This is a genomic window from Peptacetobacter sp. AB845 (genome assembly GCF_047528295.1).
Classification (GTDB): Bacteria; Bacillota; Clostridia; order Peptostreptococcales; family Peptostreptococcaceae; genus Peptacetobacter.
In genome coordinates this window covers 1,512,239-1,533,317 of sequence record NZ_CP180001.1, presented here as the reverse complement: position 1 = coordinate 1,533,317, position 21,079 = coordinate 1,512,239, and the positions used below count along the sequence as shown (strand labels likewise).

At 30.4% G+C, this 21,079-nt stretch carries 19 protein-coding genes and 1 riboswitch; of the genes, 3 read left to right on the top strand and 16 right to left on the bottom strand.

The genetic code is table 11. The features are described from left to right. Positions 1–28 precede the first annotated feature (28 nt). The 6 genes from ACK2WO_RS07270 to ACK2WO_RS07245 all read right to left on the bottom strand — a co-directional run bounded on the left by ACK2WO_RS07270 (position 29) and on the right by ACK2WO_RS07245 (position 4,442). Positions 29–817, bottom strand: a complete 789-nt coding sequence (locus ACK2WO_RS07270) for an ABC transporter ATP-binding protein (protein WP_414697240.1) — start codon at positions 815–817, stop codon at positions 29–31. Between the two features lie 40 nt (positions 818–857). Then, positions 858–1,859 carry an ABC transporter substrate-binding protein gene (locus ACK2WO_RS07265; protein ID WP_414697239.1) on the bottom strand — a complete coding sequence of 334 codons (1,002 nt, stop codon included), beginning with the start codon at positions 1,857–1,859 and terminating at the stop codon, positions 858–860. A gap of 11 nt (positions 1,860–1,870) precedes the next feature. Next, positions 1,871–2,641 carry an ABC transporter permease gene (locus tag ACK2WO_RS07260; protein WP_040410239.1) on the bottom strand — a complete coding sequence of 257 codons (771 nt, stop codon included), beginning with the start codon at positions 2,639–2,641 and terminating at the stop codon, positions 1,871–1,873. Continuing rightward, the gene (locus ACK2WO_RS07255) at positions 2,613–2,903 is read right to left on the bottom strand and encodes an MTH1187 family thiamine-binding protein (RefSeq protein ID WP_118549148.1); all 291 of its coding nucleotides are present in this window, start codon (positions 2,901–2,903) and stop codon (positions 2,613–2,615) included. Before ACK2WO_RS07255 ends, ACK2WO_RS07260 begins: the two co-directional genes overlap by 29 nt. 89 nt (positions 2,904–2,992) lie before the next feature. Next, a complete protein-coding gene (locus tag ACK2WO_RS07250) occupies positions 2,993–3,628 on the bottom strand; it encodes a phosphatase PAP2 family protein (protein WP_414697238.1) in 636 nt (211 codons plus the stop codon). A gap of 214 nt (positions 3,629–3,842) precedes the next feature. Next, positions 3,843–4,442, bottom strand: a complete 600-nt coding sequence (locus ACK2WO_RS07245) for a helix-turn-helix domain-containing protein (protein ID WP_414697237.1) — start codon at positions 4,440–4,442, stop codon at positions 3,843–3,845. Positions 4,443–4,607: 165 nt separating this feature from the next. Between ACK2WO_RS07245 and ACK2WO_RS07240 the strand changes: the two genes are divergently transcribed. After that, entirely contained in the window at positions 4,608–5,225 is a 618-nt protein-coding gene (locus ACK2WO_RS07240; protein ID WP_300531007.1) for an NUDIX hydrolase, read from the top strand. A 53-nt stretch (positions 5,226–5,278) separates the two neighbouring features. Here the strand turns inward: ACK2WO_RS07240 and ACK2WO_RS07235 are convergent, their stop codons facing one another. The 8 genes from ACK2WO_RS07235 to ACK2WO_RS07200 all read right to left on the bottom strand — a co-directional run bounded on the left by ACK2WO_RS07235 (position 5,279) and on the right by ACK2WO_RS07200 (position 13,048). Beyond that, complete coding sequence (locus tag ACK2WO_RS07235; protein WP_414697236.1) at positions 5,279–5,743, bottom strand: hypothetical protein; 465 nt, start codon at positions 5,741–5,743, stop codon at positions 5,279–5,281. A gap of 491 nt (positions 5,744–6,234) precedes the next feature. Further along, on the bottom strand, positions 6,235–6,576 hold the full coding sequence (locus tag ACK2WO_RS07230) for a hypothetical protein (protein ID WP_414697235.1): 342 nt from the start codon (positions 6,574–6,576) through the stop codon (positions 6,235–6,237). 37 nt (positions 6,577–6,613) lie between these two features. Beyond that, positions 6,614–6,796, bottom strand: a complete 183-nt coding sequence (locus ACK2WO_RS07225; protein ID WP_178411475.1) for a DUF4236 domain-containing protein — start codon at positions 6,794–6,796, stop codon at positions 6,614–6,616. Positions 6,797–6,938: 142 nt separating this feature from the next. After that, entirely contained in the window at positions 6,939–7,451 is a 513-nt protein-coding gene (locus ACK2WO_RS07220) for a hypothetical protein (protein ID WP_414697234.1), read from the bottom strand. A 220-nt stretch (positions 7,452–7,671) separates the two neighbouring features. Further along, positions 7,672–9,297, bottom strand: a complete 1,626-nt coding sequence (locus ACK2WO_RS07215; RefSeq protein WP_178411473.1) for an ATP-binding cassette domain-containing protein — start codon at positions 9,295–9,297, stop codon at positions 7,672–7,674. Between the two features lie 248 nt (positions 9,298–9,545). Then, entirely contained in the window at positions 9,546–10,262 is a 717-nt protein-coding gene (locus ACK2WO_RS07210; RefSeq protein ID WP_414697233.1) for a hypothetical protein, read from the bottom strand. 48 nt (positions 10,263–10,310) lie between these two features. Beyond that, positions 10,311–11,396, bottom strand: a complete 1,086-nt coding sequence (locus tag ACK2WO_RS07205; RefSeq protein ID WP_414697232.1) for a lysylphosphatidylglycerol synthase transmembrane domain-containing protein — start codon at positions 11,394–11,396, stop codon at positions 10,311–10,313. 275 nt (positions 11,397–11,671) lie between these two features. Continuing rightward, positions 11,672–13,048 (bottom strand): NCS2 family permease, encoded by a 1,377-nt coding sequence (locus ACK2WO_RS07200; RefSeq protein ID WP_414697231.1) that lies wholly within the window; start codon positions 13,046–13,048, stop codon positions 11,672–11,674. 69 nt (positions 13,049–13,117) lie between these two features. Beyond that, a riboswitch (purine riboswitch) is annotated at positions 13,118–13,218 on the bottom strand. Between the two features lie 361 nt (positions 13,219–13,579). On the opposite strand from ACK2WO_RS07200, the gene ACK2WO_RS07195 reads away from it, so the two are divergent. Beyond that, complete coding sequence (locus tag ACK2WO_RS07195; RefSeq protein WP_414697230.1) at positions 13,580–15,367, top strand: aminopeptidase P family N-terminal domain-containing protein; 1,788 nt, start codon at positions 13,580–13,582, stop codon at positions 15,365–15,367. A 526-nt stretch (positions 15,368–15,893) separates the two neighbouring features. Further along, the gene (locus ACK2WO_RS07190) at positions 15,894–18,653 is read left to right on the top strand and encodes a YhgE/Pip family protein (RefSeq protein ID WP_414697229.1); all 2,760 of its coding nucleotides are present in this window, start codon (positions 15,894–15,896) and stop codon (positions 18,651–18,653) included. A 559-nt stretch (positions 18,654–19,212) separates the two neighbouring features. Here the strand turns inward: ACK2WO_RS07190 and ACK2WO_RS07185 are convergent. Continuing rightward, positions 19,213–20,436 (bottom strand): IS256 family transposase, encoded by a 1,224-nt coding sequence (locus tag ACK2WO_RS07185; protein WP_414697228.1) that lies wholly within the window; start codon positions 20,434–20,436, stop codon positions 19,213–19,215. Positions 20,437–20,502: 66 nt separating this feature from the next. Then, positions 20,503–21,078 carry an ABC-2 transporter permease gene (locus ACK2WO_RS07180; RefSeq protein ID WP_414697227.1) on the bottom strand — a complete coding sequence of 192 codons (576 nt, stop codon included), beginning with the start codon at positions 21,076–21,078 and terminating at the stop codon, positions 20,503–20,505. Position 21,079 lies beyond the last annotated feature (1 nt).

Sequence of the window (21,079 nt, the reverse complement as noted above, 5' to 3'; positions counted from 1 at the left end):
CTACTTAAAAAGTAATCTCTATTAAATTCTACACATGTAAAACATCCAGAATATCTTTCTTCAACTTAAACGAATACTCGACATCCCCTATCCTATCTCGATCCACAACAATCTCCATACTAACACTCGATGGCTTATTAGAAATAACATAAATCCTATCAGAAAGCAAAATCGCCTCCTCAATATCATGCGTAATCAACAAAATAGTCGATGTAACTTTCTTCCTAATACCCAAAAGCCATTTCTGCATAGAAGACTTTGTAATCGAATCTAATGCTCCAAATGGTTCATCTAGCAACATAATATCATTTGAATTAACATAAGTTCTCATAAAATTCGCCCTCTGTCTCATACCACCAGAAAGCTCCTTAGGATACTTGTCCTCATAACCATCAAGCCCAAATACCTTAAAATACTGTCTGACTTCTTCTCTAGCCTGAGATTTCTTTTCTTTTCTAAGAACAAGAGGAAGCGAAACATTGTCTATTATTGTCTTGTATGGAAGAAGAAGGTCTTTCTGATACATATAGCTAAGCTTTCCATTTACATCAACTGTACCACTGTCCTGCTTCAAAAGGCCTGCTATCATATTGAAAATTGTACTCTTACCACATCCACTTGGACCTAGTATTGATACAAGCTCTCCTTCTCTAACATCAATAGAAATATTATCAATTATCTTATCTCCATCAAATGATTTGCTAATATTTTCAATTCTTATCTTAGAATCTAATCTATTATCAGAATCTAAACTACTACCAAACTCTAATATATCCTTAGACTCTAAATCTTTAATTTTATTATCTTCTCTATTCATATTCTCTCGATTTCTTTATTATCTATTAAGATTTTATTCTCTACTGAGGTAAGAATTCGTTTGTATAAGCATCTTCTGGTTTTAAGTCTTTATTTATTAAACCGTATTCTTTTAAGAATGCTGTATAATTATTCCAAACTTCATCCTTCATTTCTCCCCATCTAGGTGCATCATCTTTATATTTTGATGCTAAGAATTTCTGGCTTTCTATAGCTAATTCTTCATCTATTTCTGGAGCATGTTTAACTAATATCTTAGCTGCTTCTTCTGGATTATCTATAGCGAACTGATATCCTTCTGTAGTAGCTTTCATAAATTTCTTAGCAAGTTCTGGATTATCATTTAATAAAGTTTCATTAGATATTATTACTGGAGTGTAATAGTCTAATCTCTTATCGAACTGATTAAGTGGTATAAAGTTTAAATCAAAGTTCTTTAATTTAGCCTGAACAACATCCCATCCTTCATATATCCAAGCGAAATCAACGCTATTAGTTGTCGCTGTAAAGAAGTCGTCCTGTCCTATATCAGCTATTGTAACTTTATCAAAGTCTGCTCCAGTTTTTTCCATAACTGCTTTTATAGCTGCTGTTTCTGATTCAGAACCCCATCCTCCGTAGATTTTTCCTTCAAAATCTTTTGGTGTTTTTATATTTTTATCTTTTGGTGATGCAAATCCTGATGAATTGTGCTGAATTACAGCTGCTATTGCTTTTATTGGAAGCGGATCATCAGAAGTTTTAGCGTATGTAACTTCTTCCTGATATGATACACCAAAGTCTGCTTTTCCTGATGCAACTAGACTCGCTGCTCCTCCTTCAGGTGGCTGAACTATTTCAACATCTAGTCCCTGATCTTTGTAGTATCCATTTTCTAAAGCAGTATAAAGTCCTGTGTGATTAGTATTTGGAGTCCAGTCTAATACTACAGTTACTTTTTCTCCTTTATTTGCTGATTTTTCTTCTTTTTTAGAGCATCCCGAAAGAGTTGTAAGCATCAGGACTCCAGCAAGGGCTATCGATATATATTTTTTTATTTTCATAAATTATCTCCTTAAACATTCCTATTTTTTAAAACTTTTTTTCTTATAATTTGCACTACTCCAACAAATATTAAACTAAATATTACTATAAGTATTGTAGATGCAAATACTTTATCTAATGCATAAGCCTTTTTAGATCTAACCATATACACACCAAGTCCAACAGTTCCACCTAACCATTCAGCTACAGTTGCAGCCATAACAGCATACGTTGCAGAAATTTTAAGTCCAGAGAAAAGCTTTTCTATAGACATAGGGAATTTTAAATGTATAAATGTATCTAATTTGCTAGCATTCATCGTTTTGAATAGGTTTAAATAGTCCTTATCCACATTCTCCAAACCATCTACAAAACTAACCAATATTGGGAAGAAACACGTTAGTATTACCATTAAAGTCTTTGGAAGTATTCCAAATCCAAACCAAATCACAAGAAGTGGCGCTATTGTTATTGTAGGTATCATCTGTGTTATAAGCATTAATGGATATAAACATTTTCTAATAATATCTACAAAATCCATCAATATTCCCATTAAAAGTGCTATTAATACAGCCAGCATAAACCCAGATATAGACTCAAATATAGTAATAATACTATGATTAATTAAGTTTTCATAATCTGTAAAGAAAACTTCTATTATATCTGTAGGTGCTGGTAAAAGGTACTGTGGTATATCAAACTGTACCACAGCAAATTGCCAAACAGCTATTATAACCAAAAAAGTAATAATTGGATAAGAGGCTTTTTTTATACTATCTGTGGTTTCTAAGTTTGTCCTCAATAGTTAAACCTCCAGCCTTTTCATCTACTCTAGCTACAGTTATTACTCTTTCACAATTTAATTCAAAAGGTAATTTGTGCATTTTTTTGATAAGCTCGAATACTTCATCGAATTCTCCTTCAAAAGTAGTACTCATTGCACCTATTTCATATTTTAATCCACTTTTTTCTACTAACTCTATGCATGCATCTACTATTTTATACATCTGATCTTCGTTTGCATAAGGGCGTAGAGGCATTACTGCTACGTCAGCTATTACCATAATTATCATTCCTTTCAATTTATATTCTCTCTTTTTATTATACTATCGCTCTTTTTTTTAATCAAATATTCTTTATACTAAATTAAGATTTATTTTTTAAAGTAATCGATTGTATAACTATAAAACATTACAAATGATATTGAAAGTATAATTCCTCCAATTATATCTGTAAACCAATGTACTCCAGATAATAATCTCCCTACTACAATTAAAATCATTACTAGAGTTAATACAAAGTCCACACATTTTTTTATCTTCTCATTATGTATTCTTTTATTTGCCTGTATGATTGAAGTACCTATTATACAAATAGCTAAAATAGTATGAGATGATGGATATGATGCTTCTAAAACACCATCTACAAGAATTGGTCTATAGTTTATAACTACAACTTCAAAAATTAAATAACTAATCGCCACAAATATATAAAATACTCCCAACATAAGTATATCTCTATCTATTTTGAAAATACTTTTTCTTTTTATAAACTGATATACACCTACTCCAGCAAAAAATACAGCTATAATAATAGGAACTACTCCCAAAAATTCTGTAATATTGTACCAAGATTTATTTACCCCTAAAAAACTGTGTATAAACACATTTAAAGTTGCAAATCCTATCTCTGTATTATTTACACCTACTGCCTTTACATCTATAATTTTTACACTTAGCGTAAAAATTGCAAATAAAAATAATAAACTTATAGAAATTTTTTTCTTCATCTTTCGATCCTCCATTAACCTGTTTTTAGATTTTTTCATACTGTTATTTTTAATACTGCTTCGTATCAAATTTAGAATTCTTTTATTTGTCGACAGTTAAAACTTTAATCTAAAAACTAAATTTAATGAAGAATCTATCTATCACATATCGATACCTATAGTATCAAATGGCTATTTTTCAATATGTTACTTAGAGTATCATTGACGTTCTTGTTTATTTATTTTGCTTAATATACACAACTACTTTAATTAAGAATATACAAAATTCTATAAATGCTATATACGGCTCTCTAGTTGCTATAAATGTAATTATAGCTATACTTGTAAGCCCTAGTGAAATAATACTGTTTATTTTATCTACAGACTTATTTTCAAACTTAGATATAATTAACTCGGCTACCCCGTATAATATCGTAACACCTATTATTATCAAATAAAAATATTTTCCTACTTGTTCTATGGAAAAAAGTGTTACTAAATATATATATCCGTTAATCTCTTTCCCAAATAATGGTATAAATAAAAAGATTATACTCATTAAATCCATAATTCCAAATATAATATTTTTAAACGATTTCATATTTTCTTTATTTTCTTTTTCCGCAACCTCTATAATTTCCTCTGAAGATAATAGTTCATCTATCGAAACATTAAAAACTTCTGATATTGCTTTAAGTGAACTTATGCTCGGCATTCCTCTTCCTGATTCCCATTTTGAAATTGCAGTCCTAGATACAAATAACTTTTCAGCTAATTCTTCTTGTGTCAAATTCGATTTTTTTCTAAAATATTGTAATTTTTCATTAAACTCCATATCAATACCAACTTTCTTTTATTATTATTTAATTTATTTTAAATATTTAATTGTACACTTTTCATTTATTATAACATTATTACATATATTCATAAAATCACTTTAGTTTTAATATAATTTATTCTATAATAAAAAGTATATAACTTCACTACAAGGAGCGTTGAAATGTTTAATAAACAGAAAGTTTTAGATAGACTTACAAATCATAAGCCCTATATAAATGGCGCTGAATTTATGCGTAAATCTGCTGTTTTTATTCCTCTAGTTAGAAAGGACGGAGAAATTCATATACTATTTGAAGTTAGAGCAAGTAGTCTTAAACACCGGCCATCTGAGATATCTTTCCCTGGTGGTGGCATAGAAGAAGGTGAAACTCCTCTACAAGCAGCTATAAGAGAAACTCAGGAAGAAATAGGCTCTTATCCTGAAGATATTAAAATAATTTCAGAACTAGATTTACTTATAACACCTGTAAAATATATAATTCATCCATTTGTTGGATATTTGGATAATATAGAACATATAAAGTTGAATAAGGATGAAGTAGACCATGTTTTTATGGTACCTCTAAGTTATCTTTTAGAAAATCAACCTAAAAGATATTTTAATACTGTTCAGGTTTTACCAGATCAAAATCTTCCTTTTGATTTGATTCCTGGGGAGAAAAATTATAAGTTTGAAAATGGAAAATCTCAGGTTCTATTCTATAAATATAAGGACTATGTTATTTGGGGTATAACTGCAAAAATTTTATATAATTTTTTAGAATTTTTCAAAGACTAAAAAAAGGGATTATCACACTTAATTTCTGTGATAATCCCTTTTTATTTCGTTTTTTATGCAACTAAATGTTTTTCTACTGTTTTTTCATAGTTTATTCCAGCAAGTAAGAATGATACTGCTGATACTGAAAGTGAAAGACCTATTGCAAGGTATATTACAACTAGTGGTACTCCACTTATAAGGTTGAAAGCTCTTAATGATATACCCATAGTCATCATAAATGCCATTATCATATATCCTTTTTTATCAAAGAATGCGAATAAACAAGGTTCTTCATTTTCCATATTAACTATTCTTTTAGAATGTTTGTTGAACATTTTGTAGAACACTTTTGAGAAGAATATTGTAAATCCTATAAGCCCAAGTATTATAGCTATCTCTTTTAAGCTACTCATTACAGCAAATTCCTCTGCTGCTATTTTTAATATATTAAATCCTGCTATAGCCCAAACTACCCCAGCTATGAAGAATAATGTTCTTTTACTTGCTTTTGGTTTGAATTTTTCTATCATTGTCATAATTTTTCCTCCTAAGTTTTAAAAACCTTTATTATAAGTTTTTATTTATGTTTTCTTTATGTTGATTATTATACCCGATATTTTTATCTTTAATCATTAGAAGCTAAAATTATTTTATCACCCAAATATATTTTAATCAAGCATTAAGTTGTAATCTATGTCGGAAAAATATCAGAAGTTTTATTATTTTATACTTTTTATCTACACTCCAAAAATATTTCAACACCAAAAAAAGGTAAAAAAATAAGCAGTACCAAGACTGCCAGAAAAATTAGAACTATTATAATCATACTCAATCCCCATAATGTGGAGTTACGAGGACTATTATGAACATACTTTTTACTTGTTAATTTAATAATACACTCATAATTTATAATAGTCCAATTGTTAAAATCTATCATGCTATAGATAACTATAGATAGTATTTTAAAAATCATATTTTCATCTATAATACTTAATATAAAACTTTTTCTAACTGGAATATTTTTATATTACTCTGCTATTTCATTCAATATACTCTGAATATCAGTTGAATTTAATTCTGCTTTGTTAGTAAAAATAACTATATTATCTCTTTCTGCTAATAATACAGTTTCCTCATCCATAGAAAATCCTTCTACTTTTAAATAATCTATTGTAGCTACTCTATCATCTTGAAGTATAGCATTCATTATTGTATCATTTTCTGTAGCTATAAATTCTAATATAGACATAGAAATACCTGTTAGTGTATTATATGTTAGAACATTAACCATATCATTAGAATTTATTGTATGTATAATCTCTAACACCTGATCTTTTTCGCTTAAATTTTGAAATTCTACTGTTTCCATTTTAAAACCTCCACTTATAAAAAATTATATTTACAAACTATTTTTTCTTTGATTTTTTACTTACTCTATATGTAAATCCATTACCTAAATTTGCAGAGATACCCCTTTTTGTATTGTAAGTAACATTACCAACTTTTACTGAAGTACTTACTCCTTTTTTTCCTATATTTACCTTAACATGTTTTCCTAAATTTATTGTTTTTCTAAAACTTAATCCCATAGCACTCTCTCCTCTCTTTAAATATAATTATATACTTTTATCCAAAATAGTCCACAATAAAAAATACCTATCTGCATAAAAAGATTAACTCTTTTACACAAATAGGTATTATATTCTTATATTTAATACATATTGTATTTAATTACATGCTAAGAAGTTTTTCTTCTATGTATTCTTTTATTGGTTTGTCAGCTATTGTAGCTGGTCCATCACCAAAGAAGTCTATTACTATGCTGAAGAAGTTTATTATTAATTTATTACCATCTATATAGTATTCGTCCATATGTCCTGGTATAAATACTACTTCATATTCATCTTTAGGTAGCTTATCTTCTAAGTCAGTTAAGTTAAGCTGTTTAACTGGTTCTACCATCATATTTGTGAATCCTAAATCTTCAAGCATCCACATATTTTTACTCCAGAATCTACTTTCTTTTTTAGTAGGTTTGTTTAATAATTCTCTGTTTGATATTGCAGAAAGTACTTTTCTTACAGATTCAGTTGTAAATTCTTCACCATCATATAGATATTTCATATTTAGATTATCTGCTATTTCTAAGAAGAATGAATCCGCTATTTTTTCTTTCTGATGCACTGAATCCCAAATGTAAAGCATCATTTCTAGAATTTCGTTTTTTATAACGATTTTTGCCATGTTAACTACCCCTTTTCCATTAAAAAATTTTGCCCGTGAATTTAACTTCACTTAAATTAACCTTGTCTGTATTCCGGTTTATTTTGGAATTTAGTTAAATATTTTCATATTGAAAATACAACTTACATTACTAGTATAACATAAAATCGTTTTTTTAACATTAAATCATTACTTTAACACATTATTGTTTATTAATTAAAATCTAGCAAATATATGATACTTATTTAGCTTCTCCATACATTTCTTTTAATTTAGCCTGTATTTCTTTATTTTCTATATATTCATCAAATTCCATTTTTCTATCCATTATTCCACCAGGAGTTATTTCTATTATTCTGTTTGCTAAAGTTTCTATCATCTGGTGGTCATGAGAAGTAAATAGTATTACTCCTGGGAATTTTTCAAGTCCCTGGTTGACAGATGTTATAGATTCTAGGTCAAGGTGGTTAGTTGGATCATCTAAAACAAGTACGTTAGCGTTAGAAAGCATCATTTTAGAGAACATACATCTAACTTTTTCTCCCCCTGATAATACTTTAGCTTCTTTTAAAGCTTCATCTCCTGAGAATAACATTCTTCCTAAGAATCCTCTTACGAAACTTTCACTTTTTTCTTCTGAGAACTGTCTTAACCAGTCAACTAATGAATATTCACATCCATCGAAGAATTTATTGTGGTTTTTAGGAAGATAATCCTGAGTAGTAGTTACTCCCCATTTGTATGAACCGCTGTCTGGCTCCATTTCTCCCATTATTATGTTGAATAATGTAGTAGTAGCTATTTCATCACCCATAAATACTATTTTTTCGTCGTTTTCAAGTCTGAATGATACATCATCAAGAACTTTTACACCATCTATAGTTTTTGTTAGGTTGTGAACTTCAAGTACTTCATTACCTATTTCTCTAGCTGGAGTAAATCCAACGTATGGGTATCTTCTGCTTGAAGGTTTTATGTCTTCAACCTGTAATTTATCTAACTGTTTCTTTCTTGAAGTAGCCTGTTTAGCTTTAGAAGCATTTGAGCTGAATCTTGCTATGAACTCTTTTAGCTGAGCTATTTTTTCTTCCATTTTTTTGTTCTGGTCTTTCTGTAGCTGTAATGCTAACTGACTTGATTCATACCAGAAGTCGTAGTTACCAACGTACATCTGTATTTTACCGAAGTCTACGTCTACTATGTTTGTACATATCTGATTTAGGAAATGTCTATCGTGTGATACAACTATTACTATAGAATTTTCTAAATCCATTATGAAGTTGTTTAACCAGCTTATTGACTGGAAATCAAGGTGGTTGGTAGGCTCGTCAAGTAATAGTATTTCTGGCTCACCAAATAATGCCTGAGCAAGAAGAACCTTAACCTTTTCAGCACCTGTAAGCTCTTTCATTAGTTTGTGGTGCATATCTTTTTCTATGCTAAGTCCCATAAGGATTTTTTCTGCATTAGTTTCAGCATCCCATCCATTTAACTCTGCAAATTCTGCTTCAAGATCTGCTGCTTTTATACCATCTTCTTCTGTAAAGTCTTCTTTCATGTATAAAGCATCTTTTTCCTGCATTATATTCCAAAGTCTTTCATGACCTCTTATTACAACGTTTAGTACTTCTTCTTCTTCGTATTCGAAGTGGTCCTGTTTAAGTACTGACATTCTTTCTTTTTCTGTTATTGAAACACTACCTGTATTAGGCTCTATTTCTCCTGATAATATCTTTAAAAATGTAGATTTACCAGCTCCATTTGCTCCTATTATTCCGTAGCAGTTTCCTTTTGTAAACTTAAGGTTTACATCTTTGTATAATTCTTTATCGCCAAATCTAAGTCCGACATTCGTTACCTGTAGCATAAATTTAATCTCCCTTTCTTTTTTATTTTTATATTTGATAAATTTATTATTTTCGTTTCAACTTTAAATAATTCTAATCAACACAATCCCTTATATAATATCTTATATTTCTGTTTCAGTCAACAAATTAAGTTAACAAAAAAGCAGCTACTAACTTTAGTAACTGCTTTACAATCTAATTTATATTAATTTAATAATAATAAAATTTAGTAAAGAATGCTTAAATTAATTACAATAATATCCATCTTTTAATTGAATAAAACACAAACTTTAACCTGTTTTGCTTCTGGTTTAACTAAGTTTGCAAATATTACAGAGCTTTTATCTCCTGTACATCTCTCTTCAAATTCTAACATTAACTCAGAAATATACTCAAAAGTAACTCTTTCATCGCCCTCAAGTATCATTATACATTTCTTAGATATAAACTCGTCTCCTGTACTTTCAATATCTTCCATTATTTTTTCTACTGCAGCTCTTGATTCTGTGCCGTATTCAATCTGAGTACAGATATATTTTATATCTTTATCTGTTATCATTATATCTCTTAAATCAGTTATATCTAGATTAAGTATTGGCTCTTCTGTTATAGACTCAGCCATCATATCCATAAGATCTGCTACCTCAGATAATTTTTCTTCTTCAACCTGTATATATCTATCTATTTCTTCTATATTCATTGGTTTATCTGTTGAAAAATCGAATCCTATACAAAGAGTTTTTCTTTCTGCAGCCATAAATCCTATAGCCTTAACTATCTCAACAGCTCTCTTATCTGTAGAGTCAAATACAAGATAAAGTATCTCTATTTCATCAAGAAGCTTTCTTACAAAATCTTTGTCTACATCCTTGTTTTTATCTATTCTCTCTATAAATGTATGGCTTATGTCCATTTTTGAAATTTTATCCACAAGCTCAATTCCTTTTTCAGATATTCCTATCGCCTTTGATATTTTTCCTTCCATTTTATTTCCTCCAAAAATAACCTCTAAATTTTATCATATTTTATTTTTCTATCTAGGATAAGTATCTTCTTCTCTGCTAATTTTTTCAAGCTCTCCTTTACTTTCAAGCTTATTCATATAATAATGCGAAATCCAAGTGCACACTCCACATACTAATAATATAAAATAGTATACTAAAAAACTATACATTATAACAGCATATCCTATGTATTTTCTTGGAAATACTCCTCTAAAAATACCAAAGAATGTAAGCTCATTAGCTCCTACATTTCCCGGAGTAGGGATAGGAGATATTGCCATATATAGTAGTACCTGTAGTGAAAATAGCAGATAAAAACTTGCTCCTGCTAGCTTTGATGCCTTGTATATGCAAAATACTATACTAAAATACACAAAAAGTTGTAAAAACGTTAAAATCAACGTAATCATCAATGATTTAATGTCTGTTATATACATTAATATAGACTTATTAAAGTCATCAATGTAATTATAACATCTTTCATTTTTTCCTCTTAAAAACTTAAATAATCTAAATCTTCCAAGTCCATTTATTACTATGTCTGCAAATTTTTTCATAAACTTAGGACTTAAAACTATCATAATTCCACCCAGTATAGTTACTAGATTCATAATCATACCTACTGCCAATAACATTATTATATGTCTGTGATCTGATACAATCATTCCTCTATTTAGATATATTATAACACCACATATTATTGTAACAACTGTCTGGAATAATACCGTTTTATTTGTAACTATTGCAACTGCTTTACTAAGCCCTATTCCATATCTATTCATAACATATATCTGCATAGGTTGGCTTCCAGATGCAAAAGGTGTTACTAGATTATAATAAAGTCCCATTGTTCCCATTTGGAGACCTATAGTCCTCTTCTTTTTATCTTTTTCTACTGAATTTATAATAAATTGGAAAACAAGTGTTTCTAACACTATATAAATTAAAACTAATCCCATTCCCATAAATAAGAATTTCTTATCTACAAAATTAATTACATCAGGTATCCTTCTATAATCAACCGTTGTAGATATTATATAAAATGTAAATCCAATTAGGAAAAGAAGAAATCCGTACTGCGCTATCTTCTTTTCTTTGCTTGTTAATTTTCTCATAACCTTTAGTCCCCTTTATTTAGTCCCACAATATATTAGTATACATTTTTAAAATGCTTTTGAAAACATTTTATTCAATTTTATTATTTCTACTACTATTATTATATTTTATTTTTCTAAAGAAAATCTAAAAGTAATCAAAAATTCATCTAATAATCACAAATAAACTTTTAATATTTTAATTTATAATCTAAACACAATAACATCTTGCTTACTTGTAATTAAAAAAGGACGAGATTTTATCTCGTCCTGATTATCTTATTAAATAAATTTTATTACATAAATATAAGCTTAAGTGCGAATAATATAGCTAGTACTATTATTACTGCTGATATTTTCTTTCTATCTTCTTTTTTAGCTATTATGTTGTATATTACATTTACTAAAACATAAGATAAAACACCTAATGTTAAACCATCACCTATGCTGTATGTTAATGGCATACCTGCTATTGTTATGAAAGCTGGTAAACCTTCTGTTATATTGCTGAAATCTATATCAACTACAGAAGATAACATTAAGTATCCAACATATATTAAAGCTGGTGCAGTTGCACAACTTGGTATAGCTATAAATATTGGTGAGAAGAACATTGCTATTAGGAATAATACACCAGCTGTTATAGCTGTCCATCCAGTTCTTCCTCCTTCAAGTACACCTGTTGAACTTTCAACGAATGTAGTAACTGTAGAAACACCCATTAAAGCCCCTGCTGTTGTAGCAAGTGAGTCAGCTAATAATGCTCTACCAACATTTGGAACATTACCTTCTTCATCAAGCATACCAGCTTTTGAAGAAACACCAACTAATGTACCAACTGTATCGAAGAAGTCAACGAATAAGAATGTACAAACTATTCCTATGAAAGCCCCTAAGTTAGCAGGATGAGTCATGTAGCTGAAATCTACTTTACCAGCTATTGGAGCCATACTTTCAAATTTAAATAATCCTTCTGGAAGGAATATACCTAATTCCCGTGCATGAGCAGGGTTTATCATTGCATATCCCCAAGCTAAAAGTGAACTTACAACTATTCCTATAAGTATTGCACCTTTAACTCCTCTTTTATCAAGAACTGCTATAAGTACTAAACCAACACAAGCCACAATTGCTGCTGGAGTGAATTCTCCTAAAGCAACTAATGTAGATTCATTGGCAACTATTATACCACTACCTGATAAACCTATCATTGCTATAAATAGACCTATACCACCAGTAACTGCTAATTTCATGTTAACTGGTATAGAATTTACTACTGCTTCTCTAACTTTGAATAAAGTTAATATTATAAATATGATACCTTCTACAAATACAGCTGTTAAAGCTATTTCCCAAGGTACTTTCATACCTATAACTACTGTGAATGCAAAGAATGCATTTAATCCCATTCCTGATGCTAGTGCGAATGGTAAGTCAGCTATAAGTCCCATTATGAAACATCCTAAAGCTGCTGATAAACAAGTTGCTGTAACTAATGCTCCTGCAGGCATTCCTGTCGCAGATAGTATATTAGGGTTGACAGCTATTATATAAGCCATCGTTAAGAATGTAGTAACACCGGCTAATATTTCTCTCTTCATATTTACAGGTCTGTTACTGAAAAGTGGAAATAATCTCGTTAATGGACTATTTACCTGTTCTGTTGTCTTCATTATAAACAACACCTCCTATTAAATTTTAAAAAATCGACATAGCTATCCTGCTTGTCGTCATATAATCTGGAGTACTTAATTCAGTATCATAGTCAGCCTTTTTACGGTGGCTGGTAGAAACTTATGACCCATATTGTCAAAATTATATGATTACATTAATTAATTTTTATCTAATTTTCCTTCTCCACATTTAAATATTTTATTTTATTTTCTATTTCTTGTCAATATTATTCGTTCTCATTATTCGTCCTTTTTGAAATATTTTGTTATAATTTGCAAATAATATTCACATTACTTAAAAAATCTATCTTGTAAAGTAATGTTATTATAATTTTTTTATATTTTTTATTTTCTAACAATATTTTCTATTCTCATCTTAAATTTCCAAATTTATTTCAATTATAATTTTATTTTTATATCTATAAAAGATTGTTTAAATTTTATTTATTTTTTGCAAAACACTCTATCACTTTAAAAAATATGTGTTATAATTGTAGCTAGGGAAACTTTTTCTTAAGGAGGATTTTTACAATGAAAATATCAGAAAGAATAGAACAGCTTCGTGTTCTAATGAAAGAAAAAAATATCGATGCTTATGTTGTTCCTACAGCAGATTTCCATCAGAGTGAATATGTTGGAGAACACTTCAAAGCAAGAAAATTTATAACAGGATTCTCAGGTAGTGCTGGTACTGCTGTTATAACAGCTGATGAAGCTAGATTATGGACAGATGGTAGATACTTCATACAGGCAGCTAAACAGATAGAAGGAACTGGTGTTGAACTAATGAAAATGGGTGAACCAGGATTCCCTACTTTAACAGAATATTTAGCTGATACACTTCCTGAAAACGGTATCTTAGGATTCGATGGTAGAGTTGTAGCTACAGGTGAGGGAGAAGAATATGAAGCTATAGTTAATGCCAAAAACGGATCAATAGTTTACGAATATGACCTAATAGACCAGGTTTGGACAGAGAGACCAGCTCTTTCTGAAAAACCTGTTTTCGAACTAGGTGTTGAATATACTGGTGAAACAGTTGCTTCTAAATTATCAAGAATAAGAGAAGAAATGAAAAAATGTGGAGCTACTGTTCACATACTTACTACATTAGATGATATATGCTGGACATTAAATATGCGTGGAGACGATATAGACTTCTTCCCACTAGTATTATCTTATGCAGTAATAGAAATGGATAAAGCTGTATTATACATAAATGAAGCTAAATTATCAGACGAAATAAAAGAACATTTCGCAGCTGATGGTATAGAAATAAGACCATACAATGATATATACGAAGATGTTAAATCTATATGTGAAAAAGAAGTATTATTAATAGACCCAGCTAAATTAAACTACTCTTTATTCAACAATCTTCCAGAAGGATGCAAAAAAGTATCTGCTCCTAACCCAGAAATAATATTCAAAGCTATGAAAAATGAAGTAGAAGTTGAAAACATGAAAAAAGCAAACTTAAAAGACTCTGTTGCTCATGTTAAATTTATGAAATGGGTTAAAGAAAATGTTAATAAAGAAGTTATAACTGAAATGAGTGCTTCTGATAAACTTGACGAATTCAGAAAAGAAATGGGTAACTTCATAAGACCAAGTTTTGAACCAATAAGCTCTTATGGACCACACGCAGCTATGTGCCACTACACTTCTTCTCCAGAAACTGATGTTCAGTTAAAAGAAGGAGATATATTCTTAACAGATACAGGTGCTGGATTCTGGGAAGGATCAACTGATATAACTAGAACTTACGCTTTAGGTGAAATACCAGCTAAAACAAAAGAAAACTTCACACTAGTTGCTATAGCTAACTTACAGTTAGGTTCTGCTAGATTCCTTCATGGAACAACTGGTTTAGTTCTTGATATATTAGCTAGAAAACCATTCTGGGATAGAGACCTTAACTTCAACCATGGTACAGGACACGGTGTTGGATACCTTCTAAACATACACGAAGGACCAGCTGGATTCAGATGGAAATATAGACCAAACGAAACTCATACATTAGAAAAAGGTATGATAATAACTAATGAACCAGGTATATACTTCGAAGGCGAATTTGGTATAAGATTAGAAAATGAATTATTATGCTGCGAAGGAACTAACAACGAATACGGACAGTTCATGCACTTTGAATCAATAACATTCGTACCATTCGACCTTGATGCTATAGAACCATCTATAATGACAGAACAGGACAAAAAACTTCTTAACGATTATCATAAAGAAGTATTCGAAAAAGTATCTCCATTCCTTAACGATGAAGAAAAAGCTTGGTTAGAAAAATACACTAGAGCTATATAATATCTTGTGTTTTTTAACTAGGATGCCCTACTTTATGTAGAATATAAATTAATATTAGATTTTAAGAAGCTGAAACAAATTTTATTTTGTTCAGCTTCTTTTTATATAAATTTTTATAATGCAAAACATAACTTTTATAAAATTTTTTTAACTTTTTCTCTTGTATAAAACGGTTTTTTTCTAATTTCGCTTCATTTTATATTCACAAAAAATTCAACTCATTATTATTTTGGGCATACCCTACAATTCCTCAAATTTAGCCATTTATTTTTATAGTAAAATCATTTTTGTACAATTATAATATTACCTATTACAAACCATCAATTGAAAACAATAATCTATTGATTCCTTTTTATCCTTGAAATTCCAACACTATTGTTCATTTTTAGGATTTGCCCAATTCACACTCTGTTCACTCTTTCTTCGTTTGACTTTTAGTATCAATAATCGTAACCTATATTCATGAATAATTATATTCGTATAATTTAAATAAATTTACAACTAAATACGAGGAGGATGATTACAGGTGTTTAAAGAAGAATGGAAATCAATCTTCAAAAATAAATTCCTTATTGTTGTACTAATTGCTGTTGCATTTATACCGGCATTATACAATATTATATTCTTAAGTTCTATGTGGGATCCATACGGCAAAGTAGATAATCTACCGGTTGCTGTGGTAAACCAAGATAAATCTGTAGAATACGAAGGAAAGACTTTAAAAGTCGGTGACGAGTTAGTAGATAACCTTAAAGAGGATAAAAGTATGGACTTCCACTTTGTTTCTCAAAAAGATGCCGATAAAGGTATAAAAGATGGTAAATACTACATGGTCGTAACAATACCTGAAAATTTCTCTAAAAATGCATCTACTCTTATATCTGATAATCCTAGAAAAGTAACTATAGATTATCAGACAACAGAAGGAAGAAACTTCATAGCAGCAAAAATGTCTAAGACTGCGGTAACTGAAATGAAAACTCAGCTATCTTCTCAGATAACTGATATGTACGTTACAGCGGCTTTAGAACAGTTTGAAAAGGTCGGCGAAGGAATGACTACTGCTGCTGATGGAAGTGGCAAATTAAAAGATGGTAATGATAAGATAATAAAAGGTAATAAAACTATTACTACTAATCTTGATAAACTTGCTAAAAGCTCTATAACTTTCGCAAACGGTGCTGAAACTTTATCAGTAGGTTTAGACCAGTATGTAGCGGGTGCTGTTGAATTAAATAATGGTGCAAATCAGCTTAACACTGGTATACAGACTTTAGCTAAAAAAGTTCCAGTATTAGCACAGGGAGTTGAGGCACTTTCTAATGGTGCTACAAAACTTGGAAATGGTGTTATGCAGTTTGTAGCTGGTATTACACAGCTAGATAATGGGGCTAAACAGTTAAACTCTGGACTTAATCAGTTAGATGAAAAAACAGCTAATCTTCCAAATCAGACTGCTCAGTTAAACAATGGAGCTCAGCAGCTTGCATCAGGACTACAGAGCGCAGGTTCAATGTCTGAAGCTCAGAAAGATGGAATGATAAGTTATGTAAATAATGTTGAAGAGTACCTTAATAAAGTTGATACTGCTTTAAATAATTTACCTTCTGGTTCAAAAACTCCTGATGTAAGTGGTATAGAAAAATCATTAAAGGATATTGGCTCTGATTTAGCTATAATTAAAAATGGACTTTCTAATTCTGGAGGAAGTTCATCAAATTCTGGTACTTCTTCATCTGATATAAAAGCGGCATACAATTCTGATACTAATGAACATGCAGAAGCCGCTATTTCTGCAGCAGAATCAATTGGTGATGGTCTTACAGATGAACAGAAATCAGCTATAAGATCTGCTGTTAAAAACAGCGGTGGAGAAACTTTATCTGAAGCAGATAATATTTCTTCTGGCTCAAATACTTCTAATACTGTAGATTCTTCAGTGATTTCAGCTCTTGAAAATGCTCAATCTAATTTAGTTTCTGTAAGTAAAGAGTTATCTGAATTAAGTGGTGGTTCTTCTAATCCTCTTGAAGGTTTAGGAGCATTAAAAGAATCTACAGCTAAACTTAAAGCTCGGAGCAACGTAGCAACTCCAGGTATAATAAGCTCTATAAATGGACTTTATACTATAGGAACTTCTGCAGCTTCTGGTTCTGCAGAGCTTGCAAATGGTACTTCACAGCTTGCTGCTAATATGCCAGTTCTTTCTAGCTCAATAAAAGCATTATCAGACGGAAGTGCTCAGTTAGTAAATGGTACAGGTCAGTTAGCTGCTAATGCACCTCTTTTAAATGCAGGTGCTCAACAAGTAGCAAATGGTGGTAAAGAATTATCAGCAGCTGTTCCAACACTTTCTAGTGGTATATCAAGATTATCAAGCGGTTCTGCTGCACTTGCTGGAGGTACTTCAAAACTAGCTGCAAACGGACCAAAACTTACTTCTGGTGCAGGACAGCTTAAAAATGGTGCTCTACGGATTTCATCTGGTAGTGGACAGTTAGCTGCAGGAAGTAATAAATTAGATAGTGCCCTTCATCAGGTTAAAGATGGATTAGTAACTCTTACTGATTCATTAAAATCAGGTGCAGATAAGATAAAAGATACTAATACTGGAGATAGCGCTGCAAATGCAATAGCAAGACCTGTTAAGACTAGCCATACTGATGTCGATAAAGTACCTAACAATGGTACTGCTATGGCTCCTTACATGCTATCAGTTGCGTTATTCATAGCTCCTATAACAATAAACATGCTTTACGATACATTCAATCCTAAGAAGAGACCTTCTTCTGGTGTTGCATGGTGGGCAAGTAAAATGTCTGTTTTAGGACTTGTAGCTATACTATCTGCTTCAATAGTATTCTTTGCATTAACAGGACTTCTTGGATTAAAACCATTGTATCCTGCTAAAACACTAGCATTCTTAATGTTAACGTCCTTGACCTTTACGTCACTCGTTACTTTATTCAATTTATTGCTAGGAAAAATAGGAGCATTCTTAATGTTAATCTTCATGATTTTACAGCTAGGTGGTTCTGCAGGTACTTATGCTATACAGCTTTCAAACAAATTCTTTATGAGTATAAGCCCATACCTTCCTATGACTTATACAGTAAGTGGTTTAAGACAGTTAATATCTATTAGAGGCGATGTAACTGTTCAGGTTACGGTTCTTGTCGGAATTTTAATAGTAACAAACCTACTTATGATTTTATTCTTCCATATGAAGAAAAAATCTTACCCATCTAAAGTATTTGATGGAAATGTGTTAGCTGACGAAAAATAAATTTTGATAATATATAATTTAATAAATGTAAATATTTAAAGAGATGAATAGATGATTTAGAGAAAAAAAAGGCTGTTGAAATAATTTGCAATAGCCTTTTTAAATGAGTAATCACAATTATTTGCTCTCCAGTCCTCAGCGCCCCAATTATTATTGGAAAACATTTAAATGTATGGGGCGCTTGCGGAATTGTCGATGCAAATTAATTTGTGATTACTCATTTAATATCTATTGTAAAAACTTACAACAGCAATTATTTCTATACGATTCTTTTTCTTTTATAGGCAATAATAGCAACCTCATATGATCCTAAAAGTAGTATTAAAGATCCAACTAAAAGTGCTACAGAGAAAGAAACAGTATTAAGGCTAGCAAAATCGGGTATATAGAATTTTTTCTGTAAATAAGCCCTCTATGGCTTAAACTACCGTTAGGTAGTATAATAGACTTAAAATAATTTATGAGTAAATGGCTAACGCCTTTGAAAACATAATATTATTTATTTTGTTGCATGTCAAGAAAACCAGCTAAAAAGCGGTTTTCTTGACTTTTTTAATTATTACAATCTATCTTCATACATTATAGAAAGTTCTCCGTAAATATAACCCCAGTTTCTAATAGGCATACTCCATTTTTTGCTTATTTTTTCAACTGATAGGTATAGTGATTTTTCTAGAGAAATCTTATTTGGAAAAACAGTTCTTTTTTTATTTATTTTTCTTAGCTGCGAATTTACACTTTCAATAGCATTTGTAGTATAAATTACTTTTCTAGTCTCTGGTGAAAATTTAAATATCGGTATAATTGAATCCCAGTTACTAAACCAAGATTTCATAGAATTTGGATATTTTTCATTCCATTTTTCTGAAGTACGTTCTAAATTAGCTAGAGCCTGTTCTTCATTAATGGCATGATATATTGTTTTTAAATCATTAGCAAATTCCTTTCTATCTTTGTATGATACATATTTTAATGTATTTCTAACTTGATGAACAATACATCTTTGATATTCAGTATTTGGAAAAGCAGAGCTTATCGCTTCTTTTATTCCTGATAGTCCATCAGCACAAACGATTAAAATATCTCTTACACCTCTATTTTTTAATTCATTTAGCACAGAAAACCAATACTTAGAGCTTTCAGTATCTCCAATATACAATCCTAGAATTTCTTTGCATCCTTCGGAACTTATACCAAGAATTACATAGACAGCTTTTTTCTTAACAGAACCATTTTCTTTAACAGAGAAATGGATAGCATCTATATATACAACAGGATACACACTTTCAAGAGGTCTATATTTCCATTCTTCGATTTTAGGTATTATTTTATCAGTTACATCTGAAATCATTCCTTCAGATAGTTCAAATCCATAAATATCCTCTATTTGAGAAGTTATATCTCTATTACTCATGCCTAAAGCATACATATTTATTATCTTTTGCTCTATTTCAGAAATATCCTTTTGTCTTTTTTTGACAATTTGAGGTTCGAAAGAAGAATCTCTATCTTGAGGAACATCAATTTCATATTCTCCCATTCCAGATCTTACTCTTTTTGTTTTATATCCATTTCTTGAGTTGGTATTTTCACCACGTTCATATTTTTCATATCCAAGATGCTCATTCATTTCAGATTCAAGCATTTCTTGAATAGTATCCCCCAAAAGATCTTTAAGTGCATCCTGAATGTCTTGAGCGGTTTTAATTTCATATGTTTTAATTAGCTCCGCTATTATATTTTTCTTTTCTGGATTCAATGGTTCTCTTTTCTTTCTGCCCATAAAAAATCGCCTCCTATGATTAATTTGATATTACCATAGAAGGCGATTAAATTTACAGACTTTTTTTCATATACTCGCAAAATCACTTACATTTGCAATCGCTGCTCCTGCAAACATTGGTGCCATGAATCCAATTATAGCTATTAATCTTCCTTTAGTTCCTCCAAATCCTATATGAGAAGGAATTATTATTGAAATTGTAAGTATTGCACAGAATATACCCATTCCTGCCAATTCAAGTATCCCATTCATTCCCATACTTCCTACTATACTACCTGTTTTAACCATATTTCTGGCAAATATCACTACAAAGAATAGAACAACTCCTAATAAAACCCCAGCAAGTCCAAGTAAATATCTAGATTTTATATATTCTTTCTTTTCGACTGGAAGGTATCCAATCAAAATATCTATATTGCTCATTTCTTCATACGCCATAACCATATATGTAAAAATATACGCCATAAGATTTATTATCATTAATAAGTATATGCTGTTTGCCTCTGCTCCGTTCACATTCTTAGTCCCTTCACTTACAAAGAAAACTGCCACTACTACAGCAAAAATACTTATTATAGCAAACTTTTTAATTGCATTTAAGTTTTTTAAACTCATTTTAGTAAGGTTTATAATATTTTTCATC